The sequence below is a fragment of the Pseudoxanthomonas sp. OG2 genome (assembly GCF_014192765.1).
GTDB classification, from domain to species: Bacteria; Pseudomonadota; Gammaproteobacteria; order Xanthomonadales; family Xanthomonadaceae; genus Pseudoxanthomonas_A; species Pseudoxanthomonas_A beigongshangi.
Genome location: NZ_JACHYM010000001.1, coordinates 1907420 through 1928052, shown reverse-complemented (window position 1 = coordinate 1928052; position 20633 = coordinate 1907420). Strand labels below are relative to the sequence as shown.

Genomic DNA, 20633 nt, shown 5'->3' with positions numbered 1-20633 from the left:
GGTCAGGCCTTGTTCGCAGGTTCGGGGGAAACGGGAGTCACGACCGGCTGCCCGGTCTGCAGCAGCCACAGCATGACGGTCTTCTGGCGCACGTAGTTGGCGCGCACGTAGGCGTAGACCAGGCCGTGCCAGCCATCGAGGAAGCCGCCGCGCAGCAGGTAGCCGCGCCAGAAGCGCCAGGCCGGCGACAGCACCAGCTTGGCCAGGGTGGCGCGCTTGCCGCGCGCGAAATCGTGCTCGGCCATCATCCGCGCGTAGCGCTGGGTCTTGAGCAACTGCTGTTCCAGCGAACGGTACGGGTAATGGATCAAGTCCCCGCGCAGGGTCTTCACCGCGCCGTCCACGCTGGCCGCTTCGTGCACCTCGCGCTTGCCGCGCCAGCCGCCACGGCGGCGGTCGAACAAGCGCAGCACCCGATCCGGATAGGCGTTGCCGTGGCGCAGGAAGCGGCCGAAATAGTCCGACAGGCGGGCGAACCGGTAACCGGCCGCGCCCTCGAAACCGGTCGCGCGCGCCGACTCGATGGCGCCGCGCAAGGTGTCGTCCACGCGCTCGTCCGCGTCCAGGCACAGCACCCAGTCATGCCGGGCCTGTTCGATCGCGAACTGCTTCTGGCTGCGGAAGCCGTCGAAGGCCCGTTGCAGCACCCGCGCGCCCGCCGCCTGCGCGATCGCCACCGTGGCATCGGTGGAATACGAATCCACCACCACGATCTCGTCGCAGAACGCCAGCGAGGCCAGGCAGTCGCCAATGCGGTCCGCTTCGTTAAACGCGATAATGCAGGCCGAAATCGGGACCCGGTGGTTCGAGGAGGCGTTGATGGCGGATTACCTGTTGTTTGCGACGGAACGCTATGCGCTGCCCATCTTGCAGCCGCTGGCCGATGCGCTGCAAGCCGCCGGACACGGCGTGCACGCCTGGTTCGTCGATGGTGCCGCCGGCTCGCGGCTGCCTGCGCCGGTGAGGATGATCGAACACGCGCGCCAGGCCGTCGACCTGCGCCCGCGCGCGGTGTTCAGCGCCGCCAACTGGGTGCCGACCTTCGTGTCCGGCGCCAAGGTGCAGCTGTTCCATGGCTTCAACGTGGAGAAGCGCGATGCCGCGCGCGGCCACTTCCGGGTGCGCGGCATGTTCGACCTGTACTGCACGCAGGGGCCGGCGACCACCGCGCCGTTCGAGGCGCTGGCCCGTGAGGCCGGTCACTTCAAGGTGGTCGAGACCGGCTGGCCCAAGCTGGATCCGCTGTTCGGGCCGGAGGACGCGCGGGTCCGGCAATGGCGCGCGCAGGCCAACGGGCGGCCGGTGGCGATGTTCGCGTCGACCTTCACCGAACGCCTGAGCGCGGCCCCGCACCTGCATGAGGCCATCGCTGCGCAGGTGGCCACCGGCGAGCGCTTCTGGCTGCTGACCCTGCACCCCAAGTGCGCGCCGGACCTTTTCGCGCGCTATCGCGCGCTGGCCGGCGCGAATGCCGTGTTCGTCGAGACCGAGGATCTGATCAGCGCCGAGCGCGCGGCCGACGTGCTGGTGGCCGACACCACTTCGGTGGTCAGCGAATTCGTGGTCCAGCGCAAGCCGGTGGTGACTTTCCGCAACCGTGCGCCCAAGCCGCACATGATCGACTTCGACGATCCGGCGCGCCTGCCGGAGATGCTGGCGCGCGCGTTCGCACCGGACGACGCGTTGCGCGCCGCGCTGGCCGACTACGCCACCGCGATCCATCCGTATCACGACGGGCATTCCTCGCAGCGGGTGATGATTGCCACCGAGCGGCTGCTGCGCGGCGAACTGGGTCGGCTGGCCCGCAAGCCGTTCGGCAGCCTGTGGCGCGGGCTGCAGATCCGCAAGGACCTCGGCTACTGGGGACCGGCCGCGCGCTGAGCGCTCACCAGCGCAGGCGGCGGCGCGCCAGCGCCTGCGCCAGTCGCTCGTAGATCGCCCGCGCTTCCGGCTCGGGCAGGAAGCGCAATCGCAGGGGCGAGGCCAGACCGCTGTCGCCGGCGGTGTCCAACCACAGCGTGGCCGTGCCCAGCCAGCGATCGATCGGCGAGCGCGCCAGCCGCAGCGCCTGCAGCTTGTCGACCTCGGCGAACCGCCACCAGCGCCACCACCAGCCGCCGCGCACCGCGATCAGTTCATCGCCGGCCGTGTAGCCGGAACGGCGCGCGTTCTGCCACGCGGCCCAACCGGTCAGCGGCCAGGCCAGCAATGCCAGGCCCGCCCAGGCGCCGAACGGAAACCACAGCGCGAGCGCCAGCAGCGGCGTGAGGATCAGCCCGGGTAGCCACAGCCGCCACGCCGCCCGCGCCGGCATTGGCTGCCAGTGCGTGGGCGGCCAGTCCGAATGCGGCAGCAGATGGCGGACCAGCGCATCGCAGGCGTCCCGCGTGGCGATCGGCGCCAATACCTTCAAGGCCCGGCCATCGTCGTGATCCACCCGGCTGGCCACGGCGGTATCGATGTGCAGGCTGCGCCGCTTCAGCCAGCGTTGCACCACGCCTTCGCGCAAGGTCCAGGCCTGGATGCGCCGGCGCGACACGCTGGTGCGCAGGCGCGTGAGCAGGCCGCGTTCGACGGTCAGGCGGCGATCGGATTCGCTCAGGCGAAAGCCATGGAACTGCACCAGCGCCAGCAGCACCGACAGCAGGCGGGTCAGCACCAGCACCAGCGCGAGGATTGCCAGCGCGGCGAGCGCGCCGCTCTGCCACGTCCATTCCAGATGGCTCGCGTAGCCGAAGGCTTCGCGCGAATAGCGCCGCACCAGCCCCGCCATCATCTTATCGGGCAGCACCTGCCAGGCCAGGCCGAACGCCGCCGCGACCACCACCATGCCGCGGTTGGAGGCCAGCCCGAGCCGGATCACTTCGGTCAGCGGCAGCGCCAGCAAGGTGTTCGAAGCGGGCGGGGACGGCGCATCGGTCATCGATGCCGGCGCGGCCTGGCCGCGATGCCGGATCAGGTTCTCCAGCGCGGTGGCCGCCGACAGGCTCAGCACCCGCATCTCCGCTTCGGGCTTCTGCCCGCCGGCCGACTCCAGCCGTACTTCCGCCACCTGGAACAGGCGATGCAGCAGCGACTGGTGGATGCCCACGTTGTGGATGCGCGCGAACGGAATCTCGCGCAGGCTGCGATGCAGCCAGCCGCTGCGGATGGTCAGGCCATCGCGGCCAATCCGGTAGCGATAGGTGAAGTACTGGACCACCGACAGGATCACCAGCACACCGACGGCAATCAGCGGACCCAGCGAGGCCCACAGATTGTCCGGATCCCCGCGTCCGCCGAACACCACCAGCGCGATCAGCGGCAGGATGAACTGCTTGAGCTGCTGCACCAGCACGAACAGCCACGACCACGGATGCAACCGCTGCTCCACCGCCATCGGCGCGTCGGCAGCGGAAGGAAGCGGGGGAGGCTCGGGAACGCTCACAACGCGTCGTCGAGGTCGAGTTGCCGGGCCAGTCGATCGCGCAGGCGTTCGGCGTCGGCCGCGTCCATCGCCTGCACGCTCACCGTGGCCTGGCGGGTGCCGGCGGTGTGCACGACCAGCGTCGCCAGGCCCATGCCGCGTTCCAGCGGGCCGCGTTTCAGGTCCAGGTGCTGCACGCGCGAAATCGGCACATGGGTTTCGCTCTGCCACCAGTTGCCGCGCCGCACCGCGAAGCCGGACTCGTCCAGCTTCCAGCGCGTGCGCAGGTGCCGGCGCAGGCTCAGCCAACCGCACAGCACCGCGCCGATCAGGAACACGGCCGGCGCGGCCAGCCACGGCGACAGCCAGCCGGACGCCTGGCTGACGAACGCCGCGCCCACCGCCAGCGGGATGCCGATGATCGCGCCGCCCAAGGCGGCCAGCACGCCACCGCGCGGCGGCACGGGCTGCCAGCCGGACGCGGTGTCCGGCGCGGCGGGCGGTGTCGCGTCTGGCGTTTCGACGGGGAGGTCGCTCATCAGCGACTCTCCGCCTTCGCCTGTTCGTACATGCTGTAGTCGAGCACGTAGTCGCGACCCTTGCGGTAGTCGGACAGCCGTCCCTTCATGCGCTTGAGGGTGGCGGCCAGCGCCTTGCGGTCGGTGTACTCCTCCGGGGCCTTGGCCACGGCCTCGGTCTGGTAGGCGACCGCCTGTTCGAATTTGCCGTTGGCGGCGAAGGCCGCGGCGACAGTGTCCAGTTCGCCCGACGACAGCTTGTCCTTGCGTTCGATCATGAACCGCGCCAGCTCCAGCGCGCGGGCCGGGTCACGCTGCCCGGGGACCGGGCAGGTCGCCAGTGTCCACACCTGTTCGTTGCGCGCGTGCTCCACGCCCGCTTCCTCCGCGCGCGCCTGCCAGTCGACCGCCTGCCGGCAGTCCTGTGGCAGACCGGCCAGTCCCTCGGCGTAGAAATGCGACAACTCCACCATCGCCATGCCATTGGAGGCATTGGCCGCGCGCTGCAGATGCGGCAGCACGCGCCGGTAGAGGGCATCGCCGAACTGCGAAGGGTCCTGCATCAGCAGACCGGCGGTATACATCGCCGCGCGCGTGTTGCCGTTGTTGCTGGCGCGTTCCAGCCACTCCAGCGCCTGCTTCGGATCGCGCTGCACGTACTGCGGATTCTCGTCCAGCATCATCGAACCCAGCGCCAACTGGGCCAGGCCGTCCTCGGCCTCGGCCTTGCGCCACAGCGCCTCCACCCGGAAGCGGAACACGCTGTCGTAGTCCGGCCACTGCTCATTGAGGCGGATGCGCGCGGCGGCATCGTCCACCGGCGCGCGATCCAGCACCGCCAGCCGCGGCGGCTCCGCTTCCAGGATCCGCCCGAGCACGAACTCGGTCATCTGGGTGCTGGTGACGCCGGCATTGGTGGCGGACTGGTCGAAAGCCGCCGACGCCGCCAGCGCCGAGGATTCCAGCCGGTACTTCCAGCCGTCCTTCTCGCGCACGAAATCCGGGCCGAACTGGAAATTGCTCTCGGTCGGCGGGCCCAGCTCGGACACGGCGTGATCGCCGGAAATGGTCACGTGGGTCAGCGAGACGGGGCCATCCTCCTCGTCGCTGCGCACCGAAATCCAGCCCTTGCTGGCGAACAGGCGCGCCAGCGCGACGCCGTCCATCTTCTTCAGCGCGGCCTCGTCCTGGGTGGCGCGCAGCAGGTAGGCCTTGATCCGATCATCGGAAGGCAGGCGCCGCAGCTGGTCGGCCGAGGCGTACAGCGCGGCGTCGCGCAGGAAAGTGAAATGGGTGAAGCTGGAGGCCGCCAGCAGATCCGCGCTTTCGGGCTTGTTCGCGTTCACCAGCTCCGCGTAGCGATCCCAGGCGCGGCTGACCGCGTTCATTTCGGCCAGATCATCGCCCGCCGCCAGCGCCGGCGCCGCCCACAGCGCCAGCCACAATCCCATTGCACGCATGTCGTCCCCTTGTCGCGTTCGAATCGTCACGCGGGTTCAGAGGTAAGGATTGTCCTCGCCGCTGCCCGGTGGCCGCAGGGTATAGCGTTTGTACGTCCACTGGTACTGGGCCGGATCGCGACGCGCGATCCGCTCCACGCCGGCGTTGAGCGCGGTCACCGCCACCACCGGATCCGGATCGGCGATGGCCGGCTCGGCCGGTTCGATGTGCAGGGCGAAATCCGGGCCGTCGCCGATCCGCTCGCACCAGGCGAACAGCACCACCGCGCCGGTGCGCTCGGCCAGCCGCGACAGCAGCGTCATGGTCAGCGCCTGCACGCCGAAGAACGGCGCGAACTCGCCGTCGCCGGCCTTGGGCTGCTGGTCCGGCAGGATCGCCACCACGCCGCCGTCCTTGAGCTGCTTCCACAACTGGCGCACCGCCGGTCCCTCGGCGCGCACCTGGGTGATGTTGGCCGCGCCGCGCGCGCGCAGCAGGAAGGCGTCGCCCACCGGCGACTCCGGCACCCGGTACACGAACGCGTACGGCCCGCGCGAGGCCAGCCACTGGTTCAGCAGTTCCCAGTTGCCGTAGTGGGGCGCGGCGATGATCACGCTGCGGCCGGCGGCGCGGGCCTGGTCGTACAGCTCGGCGCCGTGCAGCTCGCGCAGGCAGGCCAGGTTCCGCGCGTGCGGCTGGGTCCAGAAGCGCAGGGTTTCCATCAGCTGGCGGGTGGTGGCGCGCAGGATGTCCCGGTGCAGCGCCTGCCGTGCGCGGTCGTCCAGGCCGGGGAAGGCCAGCTCCAGGTTGCGCCGGGCCACCCGGCTCTCGCGGGCGTCGGTGCGCAACCACAGCCAGGCCAGCCGGTTCCCCAACCACCGCAGCAGCGGCCAGGGCAGGCGCATGAACCAGGCGATCGCGGTGTAGAGGAGGAGGGCGGTGGTCTGCGGCTTCATCGTGATCAGTCTAGCGGTTGACCGTGACCGGCCGGGCCGCGAGCATGGCCGCATGCTTGCCTTGATACAGCGGGTCACCCGGGCGTCGGTGACCGTGGACGACGAAACCGTGGGCGCCATTGGTGGCGGCCTGCTGGCCCTGGTGGCGGTGGAGCCGGGCGATGCCGAGCCGCAGTTCCAGCGCATGGCCGAGCGCCTGCTGGGCTACCGGGTGTTCGCCGACGACGCCGGAAAGATGAACCGCTCCCTGACCGATACCGGCGGCGGCCTGTTGCTGGTCAGCCAGTTCACCCTGGCCGCCGATACCCGCTCCGGCATGCGTCCCAGCTTCACCACCGCCGCCCCGCCGGAGGAGGCTGAACGGGGATTCAACCGACTGGTCGAAATCTGCCGGCAAAAACACGCGCCAGGGGTGGAAACCGGGCGTTTCGGCGCCCATATGGTCGTCAGCCTGGTCAATGACGGGCCCGTGACCTTCCTGCTCCGCCCCTGACGTCAAGACAGGCGGACACAGCGTCCCCACGATGGTTTTCAGGGACGAGGGGTGGCCCGGGCTGGTATAATACTAGGTTCCTTCCTCCTCTCCTGCCGGTGGCGCAACCTCCATGGCCAACGAACGTCCTGCCCAACAATCTGAAATCAAGCTGCTGATCAGCAAGGGTCTTGAGCAGGGCTACCTGACCTACGCCGAAGTCAACGATCACCTGCCGGACGACCTGGTCGACCCGGAACAGATCGAAGACATCATCGGCATGATCAACGGCATGGGCATCGACGTCCATGAAGTCGCCCCCGATGCCGAAACCCTGCTGCTGTCCGACGGCAACACCGGCGGTCGCGAAGTCGACGAGACCGCGGCCGAGGAAGCCGCCGCCGCGCTGACCTCGCTCGACACCGAAGGTGGCCGCACCACCGACCCGGTGCGCATGTACATGCGCGAAATGGGCACCGTCGAGCTGCTGACCCGCGAAGGCGAAATCGCCATCGCCAAGCGCATCGAGGAAGGCCTGGGCCAGGTCCAGGCCTCGCTCGGCAACTTCCCGTGGTCGATCGAACTGCTGCTGGAAGAGTACGAACTGCACAAGACCGGCAAGAAGCGCTTGGCCGAAGTCGTGGTCGGCTTCAACGACGTCGAAGAACCGGCGGAAGAAGTGCCGGAAGCCGTCGAAGCCTCTGACAGCGACGCCGACAGCGACGACGAAGACGAGGATGGCGGTGACGACGCGGCCGAAGAGGCGGCGCCCACCGGTCCGGATCCGGAAGAAGTCGCCCGCCGCATGCAGGCGCTGGCCGACGGCTACGCCAAGTTCAAGAAGGCGCACGCCAAGAGCGGCCCGGACAACAAGGCCGTCACCAAGATCCGCACCGAGATGGCCGAGGTCTTCGTCACCCTCAAGCTGCCGCTCGCCCTGACCGACACCCTGGTCCGCAAGCTGCGCGACGTGGTCAACGAGATCAAAGACCACGAGCGCCGCGTGATGCACCTGTCGGCCAACATCGCCAAGATGCCGCGCAAGGACTTCCTGCGCGCCTGGGAAGGCAACCAGACCAACCTGGGCTGGGTGGACGAAGTCCTCAAGCGCAAGCAGAAGTGGTCTTCCGGCCTGCGCGAGGTCAAGGACCAGATCATCGCCGAGCAGGAAGCCACCATCGCCGTCGAACAGGCGATGCACCTGCCGCTGGCCGAGATCAAGGAAATCAGCCGCGCCATGGCCTACGGCGAAGCCAAGGCCCGCAAGGCCAAGAAGGAGATGGTCGAGGCCAACCTGCGCCTGGTGATCTCCATCGCCAAGAAGTACACGAACCGCGGCTTGCAGTTCCTCGACCTCATCCAGGAAGGCAACATCGGCCTGATGAAGGCCGTGGACAAGTTCGAATACCGCCGCGGCTACAAGTTCTCGACCTACGCCACCTGGTGGATCCGCCAGGCGATCACCCGCTCGATCGCCGACCAGGCGCGCACCATCCGTATCCCGGTGCACATGATCGAGACGATCAACAAGCTCAACCGCATTTCCCGCCAGATGCTCCAGCAGTACGGCCGCGAAGCCACCCCGGAGGAGCTGGCCAAGGAAATGGACATGCCCGAGGACAAGATCCGCAAGGTCATGAAGATCGCCAAGGAGCCGATCTCCATGGAAACCCCGATCGGCGACGACGAGGATTCCCACCTGGGCGACTTCATCGAGGACACCAACGTGGAGTCCCCGATCGACAACACCACCAACATCAACCTGCAGGAAACCGTGCGCGACGTGCTGGCCGGCCTCACCCCGCGGGAAGCCAAGGTGCTGCGCATGCGCTTCGGCATCGACATGAACACCGACCACACCCTGGAAGAAGTGGGCAAGCAGTTCGACGTCACCCGCGAGCGCATCCGCCAGATAGAAGCCAAAGCCCTGCGCAAACTGCGCCACCCCAGCCGCTCCGAGCAGCTGCGCAGCTTCCTGGACATCGATTGATTCCAGCCAGCAGGCAAACCGAGCAAACGAAGAACCCGCCGCAAGGCGGGTTCTTCGTTTCCACCCCCGCCCCCCGCTACAATGCCCCGGCAGCGGGCCTATAGCTCAATGGTTAGAGCAGAGGACTCATAATCCTTTGGTTCCAGGTTCGAGTCCTGGTGGGCCCACCAAAAGCACTCCGGGCGTGCTCGATGTTCGGGCCGCAACACGCCGTCACTTCCGATGTCGTTGCGAATGAGCCGGCTGCGTATCCCCCACCCAAGTGGACGATTCAGTGCACGGGCCTGTCGCAGGTTCAACCGAACTGTCCCGCCAGCGCTCGTCCGCGTGCATGCGCGGCGTCTACGGCCTCATCGATCAGCTTCGCCCAACCGCTATTCTCCAGGGTCTGAATGGCCGCTTCGGTGGTTCCTCCAGGAGAGGTGACCCGTCCGCGCAGTTGCGCCGGGGATTCTCCCGAGACTTGCAGCATGCGCGCGGCGCCAAGCAGGGTTTGCACCACGAGATGGTGTGCGATCTCGGGCGGCAGATCGCGCGCGCAGGCGGCGCCCTCCATGGCTTCGGCCAACCGGTACAGATAGGCCGGGCCACTGCCGGAGATGGCGGTGACCATGTCCATCTGTGTCTCGTGCTCGATCCAGACGGTGGTGCCGGTGCTGCTGAAGACCGCCTCGGCGACCGTCCGCGACGTGACGTCCAGCGCGGGATCCGCATACAGCGCGGTGATTCCCGCGCCGATGGCCGCAGGCTGATTCGGCATGCTGCGCACGAGGGTGTCGATCCCCAGCCATTGCCTCAGCTGCGCATGGGTGATGCCGGCCATGACCGAGATGACCAATGGTCGCGTCCGCGCCGCCTGTCCGGCCAGCGCCTCGCAAACCGCGCGGGCCACCTGTGGTTTCACTGCCAGCACCCACAAGTCGGCGGTGGCGACCGCGTCGATACCCTGCTCGAACACCCGGACCTGCAACTGCGTGGACAAGGCATCACGGGTGGCCGCCACGGGATCGGCCACCGTGATCCGTGCCGGATCCCGGCCCTGGCTCAGCAATCCCTCCACCAGGCAGCGCGCCATGTGCCCGCCCCCGATGAAGGCGACCTCCATACCGAAACTCATGGGGACCGCCCCGTTCCCAGTTGCCGATCCAGCCAGTCCAGAACACGTTGCTGTACGTCGCGACCGTGGGCGGTTTCGAAGAACCAATGCGGTCCTCGCGGATAGGTGACCATGGTCACCGGCGTGCCGTTGAAGACGAGTGCGCGATGCAACATCTCGCCCTGCGACAGCGGCACGCGCTTGTCCTCTTCGCCATGCAGGATAAGCACCGGCACTTTCACCCGGTCGGCGTAACGAATCGGCGAGTGCGCGTCATAGCGCGTGCGCTGCGTTACCGGATCACCGAAATAGCCTGGCAGGTAGTCGGGCGTGTCGGTGGTGAGCGCCATCGCGCCGATGTCGATGACGCCCGCTCCGACAATCGCGGTGCGGAAGCGATCACTCTGCGTGACCGCCCAGGCCGCCATGTAGCCCCCGTAGCTCCAGCCGCCGATGGCCAGTCGCCGAGGATCGACCACACCTTCCTTTTCCAGCATGTCCAGGCCATCGAGGATGTCCTGGAAATCCCCGCCGCCCCAGTCGCCACGCGCCATTTCGGCGAAGGCATGGCCGCCGCCTTCCGAGCCGCGTGGATTGGGCAGGAACACCGCATAGCCGTGGGTCGCCAGCAGCTGCGCCCAGTCATGCCAGGAGCCCAGCCAGCCCGACCACCAGGCCCATGCCGGGCCACCATGGCCCTGCACCAGCGTGGGCAATGGCGTGCCGGGTTTCCAGCCGGGCGGCGTGACCAGCAGGCCGGTGATGCCCAAACCATCGCGCGAGGACGTCCAGGCCAGTTCCCGCACCTGGCCGTGCGCCCATCCGGCGACCTGCGGATGCGTGTCGGTGCGCGCGGTGAGCTTGCCGCCATCCAAGGTCCATACCTCGGCGGGCTGGTCGTCACGAATGCCCAGATAGGCGCTTCGACCGGTGCTCGTCGTGGTGAATGAAGCAAACGGAATCCGGGGCCGTGCGACTTCGCGCCACTGACCGGTCGTCGCATCCAGACGCAGGAACGCACCCCGCACACCGCGCTGGCCCAAGCCCAGCAGGGTGCGATCATCCTGCCAGCGCGCCAGCCACAACGTGCCGTTCCAGCCGGGCGCCAGCACCGTCTTCCGATCATTCCCGAGGTCGTGCACGGTGACGTCGGCGACCATGCCGTACTCGCCCAGGTGGCCATAGAGCAGTCGCGTTCCGTCGGGCGACCATTGCAGGGGATGCGCCGACGCGCGCGCTTCCAGTTCCTTGGCCAGCTCGCCGGTATCGGCGTCAATCAGCACCACGCGCGAGCGATACCAGTAATCATTGAGGGTGGTGCCACGGGATACCCGCATGGCAAGGCGTCGCCCATCCGGGGACCAGGCCAGGTCGTGAACCTGGAGATCCGGCGCGGTCAGTGCCCGGGCTTCCCCGTTGCTCAGGTCACGCAGCCACACGCGTGAGAACTGTGTGGAGTGATCCGCCAGCGCCGCGTCATCCTTGGCCTCGCGTGCGGCGACGGTGGCGGCACTGGGTGCGTCCGCAGCCAGATAGGCGATGCGACTTCCGTCGCGCGCGACGTCGAACGCACTGACATCACCGGGCGAATGCGTCAGGACGGTTGGATTTTCGCCGTTCGCGTTGACCCGCCACACCTGGGCGTCGGCCACGTCCTTGGAGTCATCCGCCGCGGATGAAGGTCGAGTGGAGATGAAGTACAGGTAGCCGCCGTCCGCACTCCATCGTGGATGTTCCTCGTTGGCGTCTTCGGGAGCGATGACTTCCTGGGCGTCCCCTTTGCCCGTCGCCGGCACGCGCCAGATGCGACTGAGCGGCCGTTTCCCGTGGCTCCGGGGTGTCCCCACGGTATAGGCGATCCAGCGGCCCTCGCGATCGATCTGCGGATCGCCGACGATCTTGAGCGCCATGATCATGTCCGGCGTGGGGATCACCGGTGACGCCTGTGCCAAGGCCAATGTCGGTAGAGCCGCCATCATCAGGCCGATGACGAACAGACGGTGAAGCATCGGCCTCATGCAGGGAGTCCTTGCGAGGAGAAAACAGGAGTGTGTCGGCGTATCCATTCTGCCCCACGGGCAATGGCGTCGCGCGCCTGATCGGAGACCGACATCGCCTCGATGAAGCTGTGTGGCGCGCCGGGATAGACGTGGGTGCTTACCTGCACGCCGGCCTGTTCCAGCCGCTGCGCCATGGCTGCGTTCTGTTCGGCCAGGACGTCGCGGTCGCCCCAGAGCAGCAGGGCGGGTGGCAAGTCATGCAGTTCCGCAAGAAGCGGCGCCGACAGCGGAGTGACCGTGCGTTCCGCCTCGGGCCCCAGATACGCGGCCCAGAACTCGTCCATCTCCGCGCCGCTGAGCATGTCCTCGGATGTCCCCAGGCTCTGTCGCGCAGCAGCGGATAGAACCGGCGTCCAGGCGCCATAGTTGAGGACCAACGCCGATATGCGCGCCAGCTGTCCGGCCTGGCGAAGGCGCAGCGCGGCCGCCACGGCAAGATTGGCGCCGGCGGAATCACCGCCCAACGCAATACGCCTGGCATCGATACCCGCATCGGCGCCGTGCTCATGCAGCCAATCCAGCGCGATGACGGCCTGGTCGAGCGCGGCCGGATAGGGATGTTCGGGGGCCAGACTGTAGTCGATTGCCACCACCACCCGGCGCGAAGCGTCGGCGTACTCCCGCAGAAGACGGTCATGCGTATCGAGTCCGAACATGCACCATCCGCCGCCGTGGAAGTACACGAATGCGGGGGAGGGCTGCGCCTCCATGACCTGCGGATACAACACGCGCAGACCAAACTCACCGTGCGCAGAGGGCAGGCGATAGTCCCGGGTGGCAAGCATGCGCGGACCGCCCTCACGCCACGGCGTGCGCGCCTGGGCCGCGATGAGCCGGCGCTCGGGCCAGTCCAGCGCGCGGCCACCGCGCAGCCGCGCGCCTTCCCGGCAGACGTCTTCGATGAAACGGCGGATCTGCGGGTCCAGCGCCTCCAGGCTGCGGCTCATGCGCGCTCCTTCGCATCACCGGCGAAATCCCGCATCCAGCCGACCAGTGCGTGCTCGCCACCGGCTTCCAGACCCGTCAGCAATTGAGCGAAGTCATGTCGCGCTTCGTCCTGGCCAAGCTTGAAGGTGGCTCGCACCTCGCGCACCGAACCACGCAACGCCACAACGCCGGAGGCCAATCGCGCATAGCGCTCGCCCATCTCCTCCAGCGACCAGGCACGCGGACGATCGGACTCCATCTGCGCCGTCAGCGCCTCGAGTTCCGTCCGGATGTCATCCTCGTCCGAACTCACCGTGACCTCCAGGTCGAAAGCCACGGCGGCATAGTTCCAACTGGGCGCCTGGGTGCGGTCATCCAGCCAGCTGGGAGACACATAGGCCTGCGGCCCCATCACCAGCGCTTGCGCGCGGCCGTCGCGTTGCAGGCGAGCGACATGCGGATTGCGCCTGGCCAGATGGCCGCGCAGCGCCAACAGCGTGCCGTTGGGGTCGCACTCCGCGCGCAACGGAAGCGGAGTGAACGCGGCATCCTCGCCACCGCATGACACAAGCCAGGCGAGCGGATGGGCGGCCAACAGGCGCAGCACGTCGTCCTGCGTTCGCGCCGCGTAGCGGCTGTCACGGGCATGTCCCATCAGCGGATCTCCTTCACTGCGGCGGCGGCGGAAACATCAGGCCAACGGCCATGCCAGGGCGCCGCCTGTTCGAGTTCGGCCGCCAGTTGCAGCAGCAGCGGTTCCTGCCCGCGATCGGCGGCGAACTGCACGCCAATCGGCAATCGATCGCTTTGCCCCAGCGGCAACGATATCGCCGGCGTGCCCGCCAGATTCTGTAGCGGGGTATAGCTCATCCAATGGAACATCGCGGGAAGCAGTTCTTCGAAATCGCGATCCGGCGTCAATTCGCCCAGCCGGGGAGGCGGGCTGCGCAGCGTCGGCGTCAGCAATACGTCGATATGTTGATGAAGTGCGGCGAACGCGGTGGGCAGCGCGGCCACGGTCGCATACGCCTGTTCCAGCTCCGCCACCCCGCAACGCGTGCGATGGTAATGGGCGAGTCCGTGCGTCCACGGCTCCAGCGATCGGGCGGCGAAGTCGTCGCCACCTTGCGCGACCGCCATCTCCACGGCATCCAGGCCAAGCCTGGACCACAGCGTGTACAGCGCCTGCCATACCTCCGAACCGGGCAGCGGATATTGCGTGGTCTCGACCTCGTGGCCGAGCGACGAACAGAGTGCGATCACGTCCTCCAGCACGCGGGAAACCGCAGGATCGGGCGCCAACCCGGGCAAGGAGGCGTCAACCACGCCGATTCGCAAACGCCTGGGCGGGCGCGTCAGCGCCTGCACGCTGAAGTCGGCATCCGGGTAGGCGGCCGCGAACGCCCAGGCCGTATCGCGCACACTGCGCGACATCAGGCTGTCGGCCACGATCAGATCCTCGATGGCATGGCGACCACGCACCGCCACCGTGGCGCCGCGCCCGGGCTTCAGGCCGACCACACCACAGGCAGACGCTGGAATACGGATCGATCCGGCGCCGTCGCTGCCATGGGCCAATGGCACGATGCCGGCGGCGAGCGCGGCGCCCGCGCCACCGCTGGAACCGCCGGGCGAATGATCCAGGCGCCAGGGATTGCGCGTGACCGGGCCGAGCAGGGGCTCGGTGGATCCCATCAGACCGAACTCGGGCATGGCGCTCTTGCCAATCGCCACCAGTCCGGCCGCATCAAACCGCTGGACGAAGGGCGGCGCGTCGGTCGCCGGAACACTGCTGCGCGAACGCGAGCCGCCACGCGTGGGCATGCCCGGATAGCGCACCGAATCCTTCGGCAGCCACGGCACGCCGGCCATCGGCGCGTCGGGGGAAACGCGCGAGGCGCGATCCAGCGCGCCCTCGAAGTCGGCATGGCTGAGCGCGCCCAGCGTGGGATCGAGATGGCGTGCGCGCACGATGCCGGCGGCGGTCAGCTCGCGTGGCGAGAGCTCGCCGCGACGCACCAGGGCGGACTGATCGTGCGCATCCAGGCAGCCCAGCTGCAGCGCCTGGGCCAGGGGAAAAGCTTGAGAGGTCATGCGTTGGAATCCTGGACTTGCCGGCGTGCCCGGCGCTGGCCATAACCGAGATAGAGCAAGGCGCCTGCCAATACGTAAACCACCAGGATGCTGGCGGGCAGCACATCGCCGCGCCGCACCTGCGCCACCATGTCGCCCAGTACCGGGGCCATCATCGCCAGGCACATCACGATGCCCAGCACGGGGACCACGCCAATCCACGTGCGGCCTATCCACACCCCGCCCAGCGGCACACGAAAACCGCCGCGCAGGTCCGGACGCCGGGAACGCAGCCACATCACCGCGATGCACACCACGATGAAGGCCGAGGCGATGCCCAGGCAGATCAGATCGCCCAGGATGCTGATGGGCAGCAGCGCCGCCAGCAGCGCGCTGGCCGCGCCAAAGGCCACGCTGGCCAGCCAGGGCGTCCCCAGCTTTGGATGCACGCGGGTGAAGAAGGCCGGCAGCAGGCCATCGCGGGCGATGCTCAGGCTGATACGCGAGGCGCCGTAGGCATTGGCCAGCAACACCGAGCCCAGTCCGGTCAGTGCCCCGATCTTGATCAGCACCGCGAAGCCGGGCCAACCGATGCGATCCACCGCCAGCGCCACCGGGTCCGGCACGCCGAGTTCGCGGAAAGGCACCAAGCCGGTCAGCACCGCGCCCGCGGCGATGTAGAGAACGGTGCAGACCACCAGCGAACCGAGGATGCCCACCGGAACATCCCGACGCGGCTGGCGCGCTTCGGCGGCCGCCATCGAAACGGTCTCGAACCCGAGGTAGGCGAAGAACAGCATCGCCGCCGCCCGCAGCACGCCAGGCCAGCCATAGGCAAAGCCGCCTTCGTTCGCCGGCAGGAACGGCCGCCAGTTGGCCGCATCGATGAACTGCGAACCCACCGCCACGAACGCCAGCAACACCGCGATCTTGATCAGCACCAGCACCAGGTTCGCCCAGGCCGAGCGCCCCACGCCGGCAATCTGCACGGCCGCCGCGGCCAACACCGCCAACATCGCGACCAGATTGATGCCGCCGCTGAACGCCAGTTCGGTATGCCCGCCCTGCTGACTGGCGGTGACGCTGGAAGTGGCCAACGCCAATGGCACCGCGACATGCCAATCACCCAGCAGGCTGGTGAGATAGCCGGCAAACCCCGCCGCCACCGCCGCGGCCGCCAGCAGATACTCCAGGATCACCATCCACGCCAACGCCCACGCCGCACCCTCGCCCAGGGTCACCTGGCAGTACGAATACGCCGATCCCGACACCGGGATGACCGAGGACAGCTCCGCATAGCACAGGCCGGTGAACCCGCAGGCCAACGCCGCCAGCACGAAGGCCAGCACCACGGCGGGACCGGCGAAGCTGGCCGCCGCCGTGCCGGTGACGACATAGATGCCGGCGCCAAGAATGTTGGCCACGCCCAGCACCAGCAGGCTGCCGGCGCCCAGCCGCCGATGCAGGCCGGCACGCTCGCCATCGGCCACCACCGCCTCCAGCGACTTGCGGCGGGTGGCCAACTGCCAGCGTCCCATCGAACGCGCTTTCACTAAGCCGCTCCCTTCCATCGCGTCAGTAGCGCCAATGCACGGTCACGCCGTAGGTGCGCGGCCGCACCACGCCCTGGCCGATGCCATTGGTCTCGGGCACGGTGCGGGTAATGCCGCGCTTGTCGGTGAGATTGCTGCCGAACAGGGTCACCTCGGTGTTGCCGAAGGTCATCCGGTAACGCAGATCGAACAGGTTGTAGTTGCCCTGGCGATTCGGAGTGACGCCCGGCACCGCGGAGTTGAGGTCGCTGATGCCGCCGCCGACATACTGGTGCGACAGCGAAATCGTCGGCGAGAAGCGCGTGTCGAAGTGGTAGCTCAGCAGATTGCTGACCGTCCAGTCGGCCGAACCCGGCAATTGCGAACCGGCCGGCGCGGTGCCGTAGTAGAGGATGAACAGATCCTCGTCCAGCCGCGCGCGCTGCCAGGTCGCCGAACCCTGCCATTCGAACGCATCCGTCGGACGCCAGGTGGCGGCCATCTCGATGCCGCGGCTGTAGGCCTTGCCACCATTGCTCGCGTAGTTGAACAGGTCCGGCGTCTGCAGGCGCAACTGGATGTCCTTCCAGTCCACGTAGAACAGCGTGGCATCCAGCAGAAGACGGCCATCGGCCCATGTGGTGCGCGTACCGAGTTCGTAGTTGATCAGGCTGTCGCTCTTGGAACCCGACGGCACCGGATACGCGCTGAGGCCGGCGGTGTTCGGCTCACCAAAGCGAAAGCCCTCCGAGACCAGGCCATAGACCATCACATCGGCGCTGGGCTGCCAGGTCAGCGCCACCTTCGGGTTGAAACCGTCCTCCTCGGTCTGCTGCCGGGAAATGATCGGATTGCCGGGATAGGTCGAGAAGCCGACCTGGGTGCTGGTTGTTTGCACCTTGTTGCGGAACAGGCGGCCGCCGGCGGTGAGCTTCCATTGTTCATTGAAATGGAAGCTGGCCTCGCCAAAAAGCGCGGCCTCCGAGCCGGCGAGATCGGTGAAGTAACTGTTGAATATCTGCCCGTCCGGCGCGATGACCGCGCCGCTGCCCGGCCCGAACAGCGGCGACCGGTCGAACGCTCCCGCAGCGCCTTCGGCGCCGATGCGTTCGTACAGATCCTTGTCCGAGTCGAAGTACATGCCGCCAATCAGCCAGTCCACCCGGCCGCCCGGCTTGGACGCCAGACGCAGTTCGATGCTCTTGCCCCGGCTCTCGCCGCCGGACACGATGTACAGCGGCGTGCTCAGGTCCAGGCCCAGGTCGGCGTTGTAGGCCGCGCGGATGGGCGTGTAGTCGAACCGCCAGTCCTGCTGCTTCTTCTGGTGCGCCAGCAGCGCCGTCAGATCCGCAAAGCCGAGATCCTGATCCAGCCGCAGGCTGTGCACGGCAATCTTGGTGTTGGTGAATTCCGGCAACGCGGTGTTGCGCTCCAGGTCACCGAGGCCAACGATCTGGTAGCTGTTGTCGTCGCTGTCGCTGTTCTGCAACAGGCTCAGCCAGGTCAGGGTGGTCGCTTCGCTCGGAGTGAGCACCACCGACAGGCGGCCGCCCTCCAGCGTGCTGTCATTGGCGCCTTTCCGGCCCGTGCCGATGTTGTCCAGAAAGCCCGGCGCATCGCGGTACTGCGCCACCGCGCGCACCGCCAGCAGGTCCTCCTTGAGCGGCACGTTCACCATCGCCTTGGCGGCAAAACCCACGTCGGCGTTCTTGGTCTGGCTGACGGTGAGCTCGGCGGAGGCATCAAACCCGCTGGCATCGGCCACGTTGGCCACGTAGTTGACCGCGCCGCCCATCGACGCCGATCCGAACAGCGTGCCCTGCGGCCCGCGCAGCACCTCGACGCGATTGAGGTCGAAGGCATCCACATCGGGAATGGCGATGGTCCAACCCGGCTCGGTCAGCGGCACCTCGTTGAGGAAGTAGCCCGTGGTCGGCTGGCCCTGCACATTGCCCGAGCTGGTGGCGATGCCGCGCATCACCACATGGGAAACGCCGGGCTGGTAACTGTTGAACACCACGCCGGGGGTGCGCTGGATGTAGTCGGCCAACGACTGCGCGCCCAGGTCCTGCAACTGCTGGTCGGTGACCGCCGAGACCGAACCGGCAATCTCGCGCACGGACTCGTTCAACTTGCCGGCGGTGACCACCACGGTTTCCAGGTTGGTGGCGGCGTCCGGGTCGGCTTGCGGCGCCGCGTCCTGTCCCCAGGCAGGCGTACTGGCCATCAGGCCGAAACAGCAACCGAAACGGATGGCGCGGGTGAGCTTGCGAAGACGCGGATGCGATGACATGACACGGTTCCCCGGGATGGCGATGGAAAGGGCCGCCGGCGGCTTTCGCGCCTCGGCCAACATGGCTGACCCGAGTGAAAGTGAAAAAGGCCACCGCTGTCCAGCAGAATCAACGGGTGCCGGAACGGAAGTAACCGGTTGATTCAAATGGTATTGCTGGTCGGTAGACCGAAGATGTGGTTGGTCTCCCGCAAAAAATATGCAGAATCTGCGGCGAGGACCGCCAAATGGTGAACAACCTGCGGCACCCCCCAACCGCCGGACAGCCATGACCGCCAAAACGCCGGACCGCATCGACCTGAAGATCCTGGATGTGCTGCAGCAGGACGCGCGCATCACCAACCAGGCCCTGGCCGAGCGGGTCGCGCTCTCGCCCAGCGCCTGCCTGGCCCGCGTACGCACGCTGGAGGCCAAGGGCCTCATCCGCGGTTACCGCGCCCACGTGGCCGTGGACCGCATCCGCTCGGCGACCGTCGTGCTGGCCCAGGTCTCGTTCAAGCAGCACGCGCTGGAAGAATTCACCGAATTCGACCGCCGCATCCTGGCCATGCCCGAGGTCGTGGAGGCCTGCCGGATTTCAGGCGCCTACGACTACCTGCTGCGGGTCATCGTCAACGACGTACACCACTGGAAAGACATCGCCCGCCTCCTGCTCGGCGGCGACTACGGCGTGGAGAAGATCGTCTCGTACTTCCTGATGGACGAGGTCAAGCCGTTCAGTGGGTACCCGCTGGTGGAGGCGTCGTCTACGCGGCGTGGGGGGCGGGGGGAACTTGGGTGATCCGCTCGGTACAGTCGCTTGCGACGGTCGGTTTTCGCAGGCGGGAGCGAGAACCAGCACATTGAAGTTATTTAATTCGTTAGAATGACCATCTCAGAAAAAGCAGTTAGTTTATTGACGTTTTTTCTTGGAACGAGCGTTTTTTGGGGAGGCCAATCCGTTTTTGCCTTCGCACGAGTCGTAAACGGATATCTGAGAGAAGTTACGCAAGACGACTATATATCGGGTCTGCGTGGTTGTTTACTGGTCGCAGATGCCAATTCTAGAGTTATGGTGAAGGGGTGATGATGGATTTGGAAACCGGAAAACGGGTAAATCAATCTTCGTGAAAAAGTGGTCTCGAACTTCGATGCTGCAAATTGGGAAGAGATCGGCCTGCTTACTGGCCATTCCAAGGTCATCGATAATCATCCTCGTCTCCTGAGAAGTCTTTATTGGGGCGATGAGGACTATGCAGGGAATGTCTTGGTAGTTCTTTCAGAAATAGCAAAGAAAAATCTGGCTGCGATTGCAGTCATTGAAGATTACGTGAAAAACCAATTCCCTGAAGAATCGGTATTCATATCCGCTAAGCCGTCAGAGCGAAAAATCACGTTTGCGCCAAGCGTTTTTTCAACTCCAGATTCGAATGTGGAATCCGACTTGGTAGCGGTGATGATGCCTTTTGGCGCTGAGTTCTCGCCAGTACATCGCGCCATCGTCGCCGCCAGCAACGAGGTGGGCCGCCGTTGCCTTCGTGTCGATGACATCTGGGAAGAGAGCACAATCATCCAAGATGTTTTTAATCTCATCTTCCGGGCCCACGTCGTTGTCGTAGACTTTAGTGGAAAGAATCCAAATGTTATGTATGAGACAGGAATTGCTCATACATTGGGAAAGCATGTGATTCCTATTTCGCAGTCACTTGACGACGTCCCTTTCGACATCAAGCATCATCGTGTCCTTAAATATCTCCCTAATGCCGAAGGAATGCAGGCACTTCAATCCGCGCTTGCCGTAAAACTAAGGCAGGTGTCACCCTAATACTGACCAATTTGCCGAATTTATAAACGAAAATTGGCAGGTCAATGAATTCTGGCTTGTGGTTCA

At 66.6% G+C, this 20633-nt stretch carries 17 protein-coding genes and 1 tRNA gene; 6 read left to right on the top strand and 12 right to left on the bottom strand.

Annotation, left to right across the window (positions count from 1 at the left end):
* Positions 1-2: 2 nt before the first annotated feature.
* On the bottom strand, positions 3-821 hold the full coding sequence (locus FHW78_RS08890) for a glycosyltransferase family 2 protein (protein WP_183641290.1): 819 nt from the start codon (positions 819-821) through the stop codon (positions 3-5).
* Between FHW78_RS08890 and FHW78_RS08885 the strand changes: the two genes are divergently transcribed.
* Positions 817-1881, top strand: a complete 1065-nt coding sequence (locus tag FHW78_RS08885) for a CDP-glycerol glycerophosphotransferase family protein (protein WP_183641288.1) — start codon at positions 817-819, stop codon at positions 1879-1881. The genes FHW78_RS08890 and FHW78_RS08885 overlap by 5 nt on opposite strands.
* A 4-nt stretch (positions 1882-1885) precedes the next feature.
* Here the strand turns inward: FHW78_RS08885 and FHW78_RS08880 are convergent, their stop codons facing one another.
* From FHW78_RS08880 to FHW78_RS08865, 4 genes are read right to left on the bottom strand one after another with little or no spacing between them, the layout of a single operon-like run.
* Positions 1886-3379: a PH domain-containing protein gene (locus tag FHW78_RS08880; protein WP_183641286.1), complete on the bottom strand. Its 1494-nt coding sequence runs from the start codon at positions 3377-3379 to the stop codon at positions 1886-1888.
* Between the two features lie 44 nt (positions 3380-3423).
* Positions 3424-3945 carry a PH domain-containing protein gene (locus FHW78_RS08875; protein WP_183639539.1) on the bottom strand — a complete coding sequence of 174 codons (522 nt, stop codon included), beginning with the start codon at positions 3943-3945 and terminating at the stop codon, positions 3424-3426.
* Complete coding sequence (locus FHW78_RS08870; RefSeq protein ID WP_183639538.1) at positions 3945-5384, bottom strand: SEL1-like repeat protein; 1440 nt, start codon at positions 5382-5384, stop codon at positions 3945-3947. The genes FHW78_RS08875 and FHW78_RS08870 overlap by 1 nt, the downstream gene beginning before the upstream one ends.
* 36 nt (positions 5385-5420) lie before the next feature.
* The gene (locus FHW78_RS08865) at positions 5421-6320 is read right to left on the bottom strand and encodes a lauroyl acyltransferase (protein WP_183639537.1); all 900 of its coding nucleotides are present in this window, start codon (positions 6318-6320) and stop codon (positions 5421-5423) included.
* A gap of 52 nt (positions 6321-6372) precedes the next feature.
* Between FHW78_RS08865 and dtd the strand changes: the two genes are divergently transcribed.
* From dtd to FHW78_RS08850, 3 genes are all read left to right on the top strand, one after another.
* Positions 6373-6813, top strand: a complete 441-nt coding sequence (gene dtd / locus FHW78_RS08860) for a D-aminoacyl-tRNA deacylase (RefSeq protein WP_183639536.1) — start codon at positions 6373-6375, stop codon at positions 6811-6813.
* 112 nt (positions 6814-6925) lie between these two features.
* The gene (rpoD, locus tag FHW78_RS08855) at positions 6926-8782 is read left to right on the top strand and encodes an RNA polymerase sigma factor RpoD (RefSeq protein ID WP_183639535.1); all 1857 of its coding nucleotides are present in this window, start codon (positions 6926-6928) and stop codon (positions 8780-8782) included.
* A gap of 94 nt (positions 8783-8876) precedes the next feature.
* Positions 8877-8952, top strand: a tRNA-Ile gene (locus FHW78_RS08850).
* Positions 8953-9077: 125 nt separating this feature from the next.
* Here the strand turns inward: FHW78_RS08850 and proC are convergent.
* Genes proC through FHW78_RS08815 form a run of 7 tightly spaced genes read right to left on the bottom strand, consistent with a single transcriptional unit; the run spans position 9078 to position 18763 of the window.
* Positions 9078-9899, bottom strand: a complete 822-nt coding sequence (gene proC, locus FHW78_RS08845) for a pyrroline-5-carboxylate reductase (protein ID WP_183639534.1) — start codon at positions 9897-9899, stop codon at positions 9078-9080.
* Positions 9896-11896 (bottom strand): S9 family peptidase, encoded by a 2001-nt coding sequence (locus FHW78_RS08840; RefSeq protein ID WP_255443174.1) that lies wholly within the window; start codon positions 11894-11896, stop codon positions 9896-9898. The genes proC and FHW78_RS08840 overlap by 4 nt, the downstream gene beginning before the upstream one ends.
* Complete coding sequence (locus FHW78_RS08835; RefSeq protein ID WP_183639533.1) at positions 11893-12885, bottom strand: alpha/beta hydrolase; 993 nt, start codon at positions 12883-12885, stop codon at positions 11893-11895. The genes FHW78_RS08840 and FHW78_RS08835 overlap by 4 nt, the downstream gene beginning before the upstream one ends.
* Positions 12882-13520, bottom strand: a complete 639-nt coding sequence (locus tag FHW78_RS08830) for an FMN-binding negative transcriptional regulator (RefSeq protein ID WP_183639532.1) — start codon at positions 13518-13520, stop codon at positions 12882-12884. The genes FHW78_RS08835 and FHW78_RS08830 overlap by 4 nt, the downstream gene beginning before the upstream one ends.
* Entirely contained in the window at positions 13520-14959 is a 1440-nt protein-coding gene (locus tag FHW78_RS08825; protein ID WP_183639531.1) for an amidase family protein, read from the bottom strand. Before FHW78_RS08825 ends, FHW78_RS08830 begins: the two co-directional genes overlap by 1 nt.
* On the bottom strand, positions 14956-16491 hold the full coding sequence (locus FHW78_RS08820; protein ID WP_343205550.1) for an amino acid permease: 1536 nt from the start codon (positions 16489-16491) through the stop codon (positions 14956-14958). The genes FHW78_RS08825 and FHW78_RS08820 overlap by 4 nt, the downstream gene beginning before the upstream one ends.
* 22 nt (positions 16492-16513) lie before the next feature.
* Positions 16514-18763, bottom strand: a complete 2250-nt coding sequence (locus FHW78_RS08815; RefSeq protein ID WP_183639530.1) for a TonB-dependent receptor — start codon at positions 18761-18763, stop codon at positions 16514-16516.
* Between the two features lie 268 nt (positions 18764-19031).
* On the opposite strand from FHW78_RS08815, the gene FHW78_RS08810 reads away from it, so the two are divergent.
* Positions 19032-19544, top strand: a complete 513-nt coding sequence (locus FHW78_RS08810) for an Lrp/AsnC family transcriptional regulator (protein ID WP_183639529.1) — start codon at positions 19032-19034, stop codon at positions 19542-19544.
* A gap of 315 nt (positions 19545-19859) precedes the next feature.
* Positions 19860-20567, top strand: coding sequence for a hypothetical protein (locus FHW78_RS08805; RefSeq protein WP_183641280.1), 708 nt, complete (start codon positions 19860-19862; stop codon positions 20565-20567).
* Positions 20568-20633 lie beyond the last annotated feature (66 nt).

Bases quoted from the DNA above. Each gene is read 5' to 3' on its own strand.
- FHW78_RS08880 (WP_183641286.1), bottom strand. From the start codon at position 3,379: ATGGCGGTGGAGCAGCGGTTGCATCCGTGGTCGTGGCTGTTCGTGCTG.
- FHW78_RS08875 (WP_183639539.1), bottom strand. From the start codon at position 3,945: ATGAGCGACCTCCCCGTCGAAACGCCAGACGCGACACCGCCCGCCGCG.
- FHW78_RS08870 (WP_183639538.1), bottom strand. From the start codon at position 5,384: ATGCGTGCAATGGGATTGTGGCTGGCGCTGTGGGCGGCGCCGGCGCTG.
- FHW78_RS08865 (WP_183639537.1), bottom strand. From the start codon at position 6,320: ATGAAGCCGCAGACCACCGCCCTCCTCCTCTACACCGCGATCGCCTGG.
- dtd (WP_183639536.1), top strand. From the start codon at position 6,373: ATGCTTGCCTTGATACAGCGGGTCACCCGGGCGTCGGTGACCGTGGAC.
- rpoD (WP_183639535.1), top strand. From the start codon at position 6,926: ATGGCCAACGAACGTCCTGCCCAACAATCTGAAATCAAGCTGCTGATC.
- proC (WP_183639534.1), bottom strand. From the start codon at position 9,899: ATGAGTTTCGGTATGGAGGTCGCCTTCATCGGGGGCGGGCACATGGCG.
- FHW78_RS08840 (WP_255443174.1), bottom strand. From the start codon at position 11,896: ATGAGGCCGATGCTTCACCGTCTGTTCGTCATCGGCCTGATGATGGCG.
- FHW78_RS08835 (WP_183639533.1), bottom strand. From the start codon at position 12,885: ATGAGCCGCAGCCTGGAGGCGCTGGACCCGCAGATCCGCCGTTTCATC.
- FHW78_RS08830 (WP_183639532.1), bottom strand. From the start codon at position 13,520: ATGGGACATGCCCGTGACAGCCGCTACGCGGCGCGAACGCAGGACGAC.
- FHW78_RS08825 (WP_183639531.1), bottom strand. From the start codon at position 14,959: ATGACCTCTCAAGCTTTTCCCCTGGCCCAGGCGCTGCAGCTGGGCTGC.
- FHW78_RS08815 (WP_183639530.1), bottom strand. From the start codon at position 18,763: ATGTCATCGCATCCGCGTCTTCGCAAGCTCACCCGCGCCATCCGTTTC.
- FHW78_RS08810 (WP_183639529.1), top strand. From the start codon at position 19,032: ATGACCGCCAAAACGCCGGACCGCATCGACCTGAAGATCCTGGATGTG.